This window comes from Streptomyces sp. NPDC048278 (genome assembly GCF_040652195.1).
In the GTDB taxonomy this organism is placed as follows: Bacteria; Actinomycetota; Actinomycetes; order Streptomycetales; family Streptomycetaceae; genus Streptomyces.
Genome location: NZ_JBEZLP010000075.1, coordinates 1 through 9,872, shown reverse-complemented (window position 1 = coordinate 9,872; position 9,872 = coordinate 1). Strand labels below are relative to the sequence as shown.

The following is a 9,872-nucleotide window of genomic DNA, read 5'->3' as shown; positions in this document are numbered from 1 at the left end:
TCCCGTACGGCGGATCGCGGTGCGACCTGGCCAACTGCCGGTTGGCGTCGGCGGTTCGGCTCTGCACAGTGCCGAAGGGGACCCCGCCGCCACCGCATCCCGGCCGCGGCGGGCGGCCCCGGAAAGGAGAACGTCGTGAAGCGTGTCCCGGACCTCCGGCACACCCCCTCGCAGGGCACCGTCGGCTGGAAGGAGGTGCTGCTGCCGTCCCAGGGCCATCAGGTACCGGCACGGGTCTACCGGCCCGCCGCCGGGCCGGTCGGCTGGCTGGTCTGGGCGCACGGCGGAAGCTGGCAGTACGGTTCGGCGGCCCAGTGGCACGAGGTCACCTCGGACCTCGCCCGTTTCTCCGGCAGCGCCGTGGTCAGCGTCGACTACCGGCTCGCCCCCGGGCACCGGCACCCGTCCGGGCTGCTGGACGTGCTGGCCGCGGTGCGCTGGGCACGCCGCGAGGCGGTCCGGGAGAACGGCGCCCCGCTGGTGGCCGTCGGCGGCGACAGCTCCGGCGGGACGCTCGCCGCCTCGGCCGCCCTGGTCCTGCGGGACTCCGGTGAGCCGCTGGCCGGGCAGTTCCTCGCCTACCCGCCGTTCGACCCGGCCTGCCGCAACCCCTCGTACGGGGCGGACGCCACCGCGTACCCCTCCGCCGAGCAGCTGCGCACCGCCTGGCTCCGGTACCGGGGCAGCGCACCGCTGCACCGGCGGACCGGCGGGAACGTCCTGTACTCCACCCCGCTGGAGGCCGCGGACGTCACCGGGGTGGCCCCGGCCGTCCTCGCCGTCGGCGACCACGACCCGGTGCTGGACGACGTCCGCGGGTACGCGGAGACCCTGCGGCAGGCGGGGGTGCCGACCTCCCTGCGGCTGTTCCACCAGACCCCGCACGCCGCGCTGGTCATGCCGTCCCGGCAGGGGGACGCCGACCGGGCGCATCCGATGCGCCAGTGGCTGGGCCGGATGGTCGCGGCCCGCTTCGCCGAGACCGCCGGCCACATCGCACACCAGGAGGACAAGTGACCACGCACCCTGTATCACCGCCGGCCCCCGGGGCGCCCGCCCATCTGGCGGCCCTGGGACGCCACTTCGGGGACCTGCGCGACGGCACCCACGGGGACGCCGTCTCCCGGCAGAGCAAGGAACGGCTGTTCCACGAGGCGGTCGCGCTGCTGGACCCGTACGCCCGCCGGGTGCTGCGGGAGTTCGACCAGGAGATGCTGCGCGGCACCGGGACCGTCGAGGCCACCGGTGCGGGCCGCACCCCGGACGGCGGCCTCGCGGCGCTGTGGACGCTGTCCTGGCCGGAGCAGCGGGAGACGGACATCCGGCCGATCACGCTGATGGCGCACTACGGACGGGGCTTCCACCATCCGCATCTGCGCGGCGCCACGGTGGCCGACTGGCCGCTGAACGTCTTCACCGCGGAGCAGGCGGCGGCCGAGGTGCCCACCCTGCGCGCGATCGCCTCGGCCGACCTGCACAACCTGGTGTTCCAGCGCGACTACCGCATCGTCCCGGCGATCGTCGACGAGCGGCCCGGGCAGGACGGACGGCACGGGCCCGACGGCCGGCCCGGCACGCGCGGCCGGGAGGAGGCGTGAGCGACGTGCGGATCTCCGTTCTCGACCAGTCCCCGGTCGGCGAGGGGCACACCGGCGCCGACGCGCTGCGGGCCTCGCTCGACCTGGCCCGCGACGCCGACCGGTTGGGCTTCACCCGGTACTGGGTGGCCGAGCACCACCACTCGCCGGGTTTCGCCGGGAGCGCCCCGGAGATGCTGGCCGGAGCCGTTCTCGGGGCGACCGGCCGGATCCGGGTCGGCACCGGAGGGGTGCTGCTGCCGCGCTATCCGGCGCTGAAGGTCGCCGAGGTGTTCGCGGTGCTGTCCGCCCTCCACCCGGGCCGGGTCGACATGGGCATCGGACGGTCCGGCGGACCGGCCGGGGACTTCCCGGAACGGCTGCGGGAGCTGCGCGCGCTGCTGCGGCCGGGCGGCCCGGACGACGGCCCGCGCGCCGTGACGGCGGTGCCGCCGGTACCGCCGGAGCTGTGGCTGCTGGGGGCGAGCGCCGGTTCGGCCAGGGCCGCAGGTGAGCTGGGCGTGGGCTACGCCTTCGCGCACTTCCTGGTACCGGGACCGGGCGTGACGGCACTGCACGCGTACCGGAGCTCCCGGGCCCGGGCGGTGCCCGGGGACGGGCACGGCGGGGTGCTGGCCGTACGCGCGGTGCTGGCCGACACCCGGGCGCGGGCCGAGGAGCTGGCCGGGTCGATGCTGTTGTGGCGGGCCCGCAAGGACCTCGGCGACGACCGTCCGCTGCCCTCGGCGGCGAGCGTACGGGCGCACCGCTGGACCGGACTCGAAGCGGAACGGGCCGCCGACCGCAGGCGGTCGATGATCTTCGGTACGCCCGAGGAGGTGGTCCCCCGGCTGCGGGCGCTGGCCGAGGAACACGGGGTGTCCGAGCTGATGGTCAACACCCTGACCCAGGACCCGGCCGACCGGGCGCGCTCCTACCGGCTGCTGGCCGAGGGGTTCGGCCTGTCCGGCACGCGGTCCGGTGAACCGGTGGCGGCTGCCGCCGGCTGAGGCCGCGTACGCGTGCGAAGTGCCCCGTCCTCCGGGAGGACGGGGCACTTCGCACGGGAGGGAAGGGACTTCCCGCCCCGGGACCCGGGTACCCGGATCGGTCTCCCCGGGCTCAGGTCAGTTCCCGCTCGGCGTCCGGTGCGGCGGCGGACACCGTGCGCCGGGCCGGTACGGCCGCCGGGGCCGCGGTGGCCGGGGTGGCCGCCGTCGGCGCGGGGCGCCGGGCGCGGGCGAAGCGGCGCATCGCGGGCATCTCCACGAAGCGGTAGAGGAGCCAGCCGGCGAGCAGCGAGGCCGCGAAGAACAGGACGACCACGGCCACCGCCACCGGGGTGCCGAACGGCTCGGAGCCCAGCAGGCTGCGCAGGTAGAAGATGGTGACGCCCTGGACCAGGTAGAAGCCGAAGGAGACCTCGCCGAGCCAGACCATCGGGCGGCTGCTCAGCCAGCCGCCGCGGGAGCGGGCGTCGCCGTCGGCGACCGCCGCGATCAGCAGGCCGATCGGTACGACGGTGGCCGTGACGAAGGTGTACGGGAACGGCACGAAGTAGGTGGCCCCGTACCCGGCCGCGACCAGGACGAGCGAGAGGCGGACGCCGATCCGGCGGGGCCAGCGGCCGGTCAGCACGATCCGGGCGAGCAGCGCGCCGAGCACGAACTCGAAGAGCCGGCCGGGCGGGAAGAGGTACCCGAACCAGAACTGCGCGTCGGAGACCGGGGTGATCGCCGACTTGGGCGTGTCGGGCACCAGGTACGTCGAGACGAGCTGGACGGCGACGGTACCGGCGACCATCACGGCCGACCAGGCCCACAGCGCGCCGCCGCGCAGCCTGCGGATCGGGACGATCAGCAGCGGGAACAGCAGATAGAACAGCAGCTCGCTGCCGAGGGACCAACTGGGCGGGTTGAGGCTGAGGTTGATCGACGCCTGCGGGAAGAACGTGTGGACCAGCAGCAGGTTCGGCAGCCACTCGGAGACCCCGGTGACGGCCGCCCCGGCGAACAGCACCGTGACCGCGGCGGCGACGACCAGGTGGTTGGGGAAGATCTTGGTCATCCGGCGGCGCCAGAAGGCGGTGACCCGCTCGCCGGGCCGTGCGGACCAGGCCAGGACGAAGCCGGAGAGCACGAAGAAGAACGAGACGCCCATGTAGCCGGTGGAGACGAAGGTCTTGGCGTAGACGCGGGCCAGGGTGTGGTCGGCGAACGGGTTGACCGGACCGTTCGGCGGGACGGGGCTGTTGGAGAGGGAGGAGTGGAAGAAGAACACCAGGAGCGCGGCGAAGAACCGGAGTCCGGTGAGCGAGGGCAGCTTCGCGGGTCTGCTCCCGGGGCGGGAGGTGCCCGGCGGTACGACGGCGGAGGACATGGCGACGGCTTTCTGCTGAGGGCTGGGGGCGGTGCCGCCCCGGCCCGGCCGGAGGGCACGGGCGGGCCGGGGCGGCGTCCGCGGGGGTCGGGGCAGGGGGCTACTCGGCGTCGCCGCGCGGCGTCCGGTTCCGGTAGAGCATGATCTTGGCGTCCTTGGCCACGTAGTAGTTCTGGACGGAGTAGGCGATGGTCGCGAAGTCCAGGCGGCCGTCCCCGTCGAAGTCGCCGGTGGCGATCCGGGCGACGGACTCGTCGCCGACCCGCCACTTGGCCCAGACGCCCGCCGCCAGGTCGATGGCCTTGTAGTACATGACGCCCTGCCAGGGCCACGGACCGCGCAGCGCCACCAGGAACTCGTCCTCGCCGTCGCCGTCGAAGTCCGCGCAGACGATCTGGTGGCCGGGTCCCTCGCCGCTCTCGTTGGGGTCGCCGAACACGTCCAGCAGGGTGCGGGACCAGACGGGTCCGCCCTGTTCGTCGGTGCCGGTCCTGGCGTAGACGGCGACGGTGTTGCCGTGGAAGGGCTCGACGGCCGCGACGTACGCCATCGGGTCGTCGCCGATCCGGCCGGCGTTGACGTCGCCGCTGCCCCGGAACCCGGTGGCCTCGAACTGGGTGGTCTCCCCGGTGCCGATGAGCCTGCGCACCCACTGGCCGGTCGCCTCGTCGAAGTAGAGCCAGGTGACGCCCTCGTCGGAGGCGAACAGCAGCGAGTCGAGGTCCGAGCCGGGTATCAGCCCGGCCTTCTTCTCGGCGCCGTGGATCATCCGGAAGTGGCTGTCGTCGATGGTCTCCATCGGCCATTCCGCGGCGGTGTGCACGTCGTCGGGCTGGGTGAAGACCACCACCGGCAGCACGGCGTGCACGTCGGCCTCGGCGACGATCGGGACGCCGACGATCTGGAGCCGGTCGGTGCGGGTGAAGTGCCCGACCCGCAGCCGGTGCATACCGGTGGCCCGGCCGACGTAGTGCCGCTTCCAGCGGGACTCGTCCTTGTCCGGAGCGCCCGGGTTCTCCAGCCAGTCGATCTTGCCGCCGGCCGGGTCCGGGTCGTGGATGGTGCCGATCGGGCCGTACAGCTCGTAGCAGAGGACGACGTCCGGGTGGCCGTTGCCGCTGATGTCGGCGAAGTCGGCGCCGACCGGCATCCTGATGCCGTCCGCGATCAGCCGGCGGGTCCAGTGCTCGTCGTTCTGGTACCAGTAGATCTCGCCGAGGCGCAGACCGTAGCCGAACAGGTCGGGGCGGCCGTCCTGGTCGATGTCGGGGGCCTCCAGCCAGTAGCCGTCGCGCAGTTGCTCGGCGACGACCTCGGGGGCGAAGACCGGCGGGATCGGAGCGGGGCGGTGATTCTCGGTCATGGCGTGGGTCCTCTCGGGAAGGCGGGTCGGCGGACGTCAGCGGGCGGGGCGGTGGTACTCGACGGCGAGCCAGACGCAGTCGGTGTCGGCGCGGTACTGGTGCCAGGGGTAGCGGTAGCCGCCGCCGGGGGCGGTGCGGCAGAAGGGCTGCGGGGTGGTGTAGCCCGGGGCCATCGGGATGTCCTGGTAGCGGGTGCGGTGGTCGTGGGCGTGGAACTTCTGCATCCGGCCCACCCCGGCGATCTGGGTGTGGACCTCGATGAAGTCGTGCCGGTTGTGGAGGGCGCAGTCCGTGCCGGCCGGGGCGTACCAGAGGTTCACCCGGATCTCGTAGGTCTCCTCGGCGGTCCGGTCCGGGCGCTCGCCGAGCAGGTGGGGCGCGTCCAGCAGGGCCGTTCCCGCGCCGTCCTGGGGGCCCTTCCACAGCGGGGTGTGCCGGGGGAACTCCGTCGGGTCGGCCGGGTCCGGCGGCGGCAGCAGCTCGCCCAGCGGATGCCAGCCCGGCGCCCGGACCACCTCGGCGGCCGGCCGGTCCGGGAGGCCGAGGACCAGCACGGAGGGCGCGCCGACGATCGTGGTGTCCGTCAGGATCGTGGAGGACAGGGCCGGGATCGTCACCCGCGGTTCGACGTCGAGCAGGACGGGTTCCGGGTGGGGGTTGACCACTACGGCGGGCCCCCGCACCCGGTAGTGGTCGACGTTCTCCACCAGCAGCGACGGGATGTCCTCGGCGCCCAGCTCCAGGGTGCGGACGGTGTTCCGGTTCATGGCGGGTCCTCGGTGCTCAGAGGGTCGGCTGCGGCGCGTGCCGCTGGTAGTCGGCGCTGCGGGCGAGTTCGGCGGCGAACTGGTCGACCGGGGTCTCGGGCACGAACGGCTCGGGACGGTCGCCGAGATCGAGGAAGCAGGCCACCGCGTCGACGGTGCGCCGGGCGGCCCTGCCGTCCCCGTAGGGGTTGGCGGCACCGGCCATCCGGTCGTAGGCGACCGGGTCCCGCAGCAGTTCGAGGGTGGCGGCGACGATCCGCTCGGTGGTCTTGCCGACCAGCTTCGCGGTACCGGCCACCACGGCCTCGCTGCGCTCGGTCACCTCGCTGAGCACCAGGGTGGGCTTGCCGAGTGCCGGCCCCTCCTCCTGGGCGCCGCTGCTGTCGGAGACGATCAGATCGGCCCGCTTGAGCAGCTTCATGAAGCTCAGGTACGGCAGCGGGTCGGTGACGGTGATGTCCGGGTGGCCCGCGACGACCGGCAGGATCGCCTGGCGCACCGCGGGATTGCGGTGCAGCGGGATCACCACCCGGGTGCAGGGCTCGTCCGCGATACGGCGGAACGCGGCGGCGATCTCCGGGAGTTGGGGCCAGGCGTCCCGGCGGTGGGCGGACGCCAGGACGATCCGGCGGGGGTCCTCGTCGAGGTCCCGCAGGGCGGGGTCGCCGTACTCGGTGGCATGTTCGCCGGCCCAGCGCAGGGCGTCGATCACGGTGTTGCCGGTGACGACGATGGTCTCGTCCGGGATGCCCTCGCAGAGCAGGTTGGCTCGGTTGGCCGGGGTGGGCGCCAGATGCAGCGCGGAGATCTGGCCGACCAGCCGCCGGTTGCCCTCCTCGGGAAAGGGCGAGGAGAGTTCGCCGCTGCGCAGTCCGGCCTCGACGTGGACGACCGGGACCCCGTGGTGGAAGCCCGCCAGGGCGCCGGCCAGCGTCGTCGCCGTGTCGCCGTGCACCAGCAGGGCGTCGGCGCCGAGGCCGGGGAGCCGGGCCTCCAGTCCGTTGAGGATGCGGGCCGTCACCTGGGAGAGGCTCTGCCGGGGGGCCATCACCTGGAGGTCGATGTCGGCCGCCAGGCCGAAGGCGTCGAGGGTCTCGTCCAGCATCTGCCGGTGCTGCCCGGTCGAGACGACCACCGGGTCGAGACCCGGATGCGCCTGGAGCGCCCTGATCACGGGAGCCATCTTGATGGCCTCCGGCCGGGTGCCTATGACCACCGAAACAGTTCGCATTTCTTTCTCACCGTCCAATCCATCAGCACGGTCGAATTCCTTTTCCTGATGTTCTGCACTGACGGGAAATAGAATTCCATCGGGGCGGACGAAGGGTCAACGCGTACGTTTTCCCGGTTGTACGAAACGTTGGGACAACGGGCATGAAAAAGGCCGGCCCCGCTCCAGTGAGCGGGGCCGGCCAGGGGCTTTTCGGGCGTGTTGTATCAGCTCCGCGCGGGAGCTATGGACATGGAGTGCCGGAACACGTCCGAGGGGTCGTAGCGGCGCTTTACCTGCTGAAGCCTCGGATAGTTGCCCTTGTAGTAGAGGGTCGTCCACGGTGTGCCGGAGCGGTTGTACCGCGGGTCGGTCATATCACGGTCCGGATAGTTGATATAGCAGCCGTCGGTGGCGTCGTTGATTTCCGGTACACCGCCGCCGGACGCGAAGAACTCACCGTAGAGATCCCGGAGCCAGCCCAGATAGAAGTCGTCCTCCGCGGGGTCGTTCCAGAAGGTCTGGAAGCACATTTTGAACACGGCGGACCGCTGGGCGTTGGCGGTGGCGTGCTCCTCGACGGCGTTCACCCGGCCGCCGAACGAGAACAGCACCAGCATGGTGTCCGGGTTGGTGAAGTCCGGCCGGGTCATGTACCGGTACAGCGCCGTGAGCTGGTCCTCGCTGAAGTTCCGGCGCATGTACGCGGACTTGTGGCCGCCGCGCGAGGTGGGGTTGGTGATCGTCGGGTTGTCCGTGCCGACCAGCCGGGTGGCCTGGAGCCAGGGCAGCTCCCGGGGCTCGTGCAGCCCCGGCATGGCCGGCAGCTCGCCGTTGCCGCGGTCCAGCGAGCGGAGTTCCACCCCGGTGCCGCTGGTCACCGCCGCCATGAAGGAGTCGAGCAGCTCGCGGGCGCCGGGCACCGAGGCGTCGATCTGGGTGAACATCCCCAGGCTGCCGTGGGCCTTGGCGGAGACGTTGAACAGGCTGCTGAGATGCCGGTAGGGACTGTCGGGGTCGCTGTGCTGCTCGTGCCAGGCCCCGAAGTTGTACACCAGCCGCTTGAACGTCTTCTCGTCCAGACCGTCCCAGGGGATGTCGACGGCGCTGACCAGCACCGTCGCCGGCGCCTTCACCAGCAGGTCGGACGGCTCGGGGCCGCGGGCGTCCGGTGAGCGGAACCAGTAGCGGGTGACCAGCCCGAAGTTGCCGCCGCCGCCTCCCGTGTGCGCCCACCACAGGTCCCGGTCGGGGTCGTCGGCCTCGCGGGTCGCCCGGACGGTACGGGTCCGGCCGGCCGCGTCGGCCACCACCACCTCGACCGCGTAGAGGTGGTCGACGACCAGGCCGTGGGCCCGGGACAGCAGACCGTACCCGCCGCCCGCGATGTGCCCTCCGGCACCGACGCTGTAGCAGATGCCGCCCGGCACGGTGACGCCCCAGCCCTTGAACAGGGCCTCGTAGACGTTGAGCAGCCGGGCGCCGGGCTCCACGTAGAAGGCGCGCATGGCGGGGTCCCAGCCGACGCCGGTCATCTCGGAGAAGTCCAGGATCACCTCGACGTCGGGGTTGCAGGTGAAGTCGGCGAAGCAGTGGCCGCCGCTGCGCACCGAGATCCGCTTGCCGTTCCGTACGGCCTTGGCCAGCGCCTGTTCGGCGTCGGCCGAGGAGCGGATCATCTTCACGTAGTCCGGGGTGGCGACGAACCGCTGGTTGTTGCCGGTCTTCAGGGTCGGGTAGCGCGAGTCCCCGGGGGTCACCGTGCTGCCGATGCCGGTGCCGGTCCCCTTCCCGGTGCCGGTGGCGCCCGGCCCGGCCGCCGCGTGGGCGTCGGCGGGCAGCAGGGCTCCGGCCACCGCCGCACCACCGGCCACGGCGGCACCGCGGCCGAGCAGGGTACGTCTGTCGATTGCGTTCATGTCAGGGGCTCCTTCGCAGGGGTGGATGGTGCGGGACCGGTACGGCGTGGGTCGAGTTGGGGCAGCAGCTCCCGCATCCGGCGGCGTCCGCGGTGCACCCGCGAGCCCACCGTCCCGGTGGGGACGCCGAGGATCTCGGCGATCTCCTGGTAGGCGAGGCCCTCGATGTCCGCGAGCCGCAGCACCGCCGCGTACTCCTCGGGCAGCGAGCGCAGCGCCGTGCCGATGTCGGGGTGCGCGAACCGGGCCAGGTACTGCTCCTCGGCGGAGGCCGGCGGGCCGGTGTCCGGCCGGAAGTGCAGGTTCTCGTCGAGGGGTTCGGCGCTGTGCGGCCTGGCTCGGCGGCGCCGGTGGTCGTTGATGAAGGTGGTGATCAGGATCCGGTGCAGCCAGGCACGGATGTCGGTGCCGGGCCGGTACTGGTGGAAGGAACGGAACGCCTTCAGACAGGTCTCCTGGAGGAGGTCCTCGGCGTCGGTGTGCGAACGGGTCAGGCGCCGGGCCGCGGCCAGGAGGTGGGCGCGGTGCGGCAGGGCCTCCGCCTCGAAGGCACCCGCCAGGTCCGGCGGCTTCGCCGTCGGGGTGACGGCCATCGGTTTCCCTCGGGCAGGGGCGGGGAGACCCCGAAGTCGCCTCCCCGCCCTGGTGGTCGGTTG

Annotated in this window: 9 protein-coding genes; 3 read left to right on the top strand and 6 right to left on the bottom strand. The window is 72.7% G+C overall.

All coding sequences use genetic code 11. The features are described 5' to 3' along the window. Window positions 1–135: 135 nt before the first annotated feature. Genes AB0D74_RS50205 through AB0D74_RS50195 form a run of 3 tightly spaced genes read left to right on the top strand, consistent with a single transcriptional unit; the run spans window position 136 to window position 2,587 of the window. Window positions 136–1,017 carry an alpha/beta hydrolase gene (locus AB0D74_RS50205; RefSeq protein ID WP_362603355.1) on the top strand — a complete coding sequence of 294 codons (882 nt, stop codon included), beginning with the start codon at window positions 136–138 and terminating at the stop codon, window positions 1,015–1,017. Continuing rightward, entirely contained in the window at window positions 1,014–1,598 is a 585-nt protein-coding gene (locus AB0D74_RS50200) for a hypothetical protein (RefSeq protein ID WP_362603352.1), read from the top strand. Before AB0D74_RS50205 ends, AB0D74_RS50200 begins: the two co-directional genes overlap by 4 nt. Continuing rightward, window positions 1,595–2,587: an MsnO8 family LLM class oxidoreductase gene (locus AB0D74_RS50195; protein ID WP_362603350.1), complete on the top strand. Its 993-nt coding sequence runs from the start codon at window positions 1,595–1,597 to the stop codon at window positions 2,585–2,587. Before AB0D74_RS50200 ends, AB0D74_RS50195 begins: the two co-directional genes overlap by 4 nt. A 112-nt stretch (window positions 2,588–2,699) precedes the next feature. On the opposite strand, the gene AB0D74_RS50190 is transcribed toward AB0D74_RS50195, so the two are convergent. The 6 genes from AB0D74_RS50190 to AB0D74_RS50165 all read right to left on the bottom strand — a co-directional run bounded on the left by AB0D74_RS50190 (window position 2,700) and on the right by AB0D74_RS50165 (window position 9,809). Next, window positions 2,700–3,956: an acyltransferase gene (locus AB0D74_RS50190; protein WP_362603347.1), complete on the bottom strand. Its 1,257-nt coding sequence runs from the start codon at window positions 3,954–3,956 to the stop codon at window positions 2,700–2,702. A 100-nt stretch (window positions 3,957–4,056) separates the two neighbouring features. Then, window positions 4,057–5,319, bottom strand: coding sequence for a VCBS repeat-containing protein (locus tag AB0D74_RS50185; protein ID WP_362603344.1), 1,263 nt, complete (start codon window positions 5,317–5,319; stop codon window positions 4,057–4,059). A gap of 36 nt (window positions 5,320–5,355) precedes the next feature. Continuing rightward, window positions 5,356–6,087: a hypothetical protein gene (locus tag AB0D74_RS50180; RefSeq protein ID WP_362603342.1), complete on the bottom strand. Its 732-nt coding sequence runs from the start codon at window positions 6,085–6,087 to the stop codon at window positions 5,356–5,358. Between the two features lie 16 nt (window positions 6,088–6,103). After that, window positions 6,104–7,318 (bottom strand): UDP-N-acetylglucosamine 2-epimerase (non-hydrolyzing), encoded by a 1,215-nt coding sequence (gene wecB / locus AB0D74_RS50175; RefSeq protein ID WP_362603339.1) that lies wholly within the window; start codon window positions 7,316–7,318, stop codon window positions 6,104–6,106. A gap of 206 nt (window positions 7,319–7,524) precedes the next feature. Then, window positions 7,525–9,216: an FAD-binding protein gene (locus tag AB0D74_RS50170; RefSeq protein ID WP_362603336.1), complete on the bottom strand. Its 1,692-nt coding sequence runs from the start codon at window positions 9,214–9,216 to the stop codon at window positions 7,525–7,527. Further along, window positions 9,213–9,809: a sigma-70 family RNA polymerase sigma factor gene (locus AB0D74_RS50165; RefSeq protein ID WP_362603333.1), complete on the bottom strand. Its 597-nt coding sequence runs from the start codon at window positions 9,807–9,809 to the stop codon at window positions 9,213–9,215. The genes AB0D74_RS50170 and AB0D74_RS50165 overlap by 4 nt, the downstream gene beginning before the upstream one ends. Window positions 9,810–9,872: the final 63 nt, after the last annotated feature.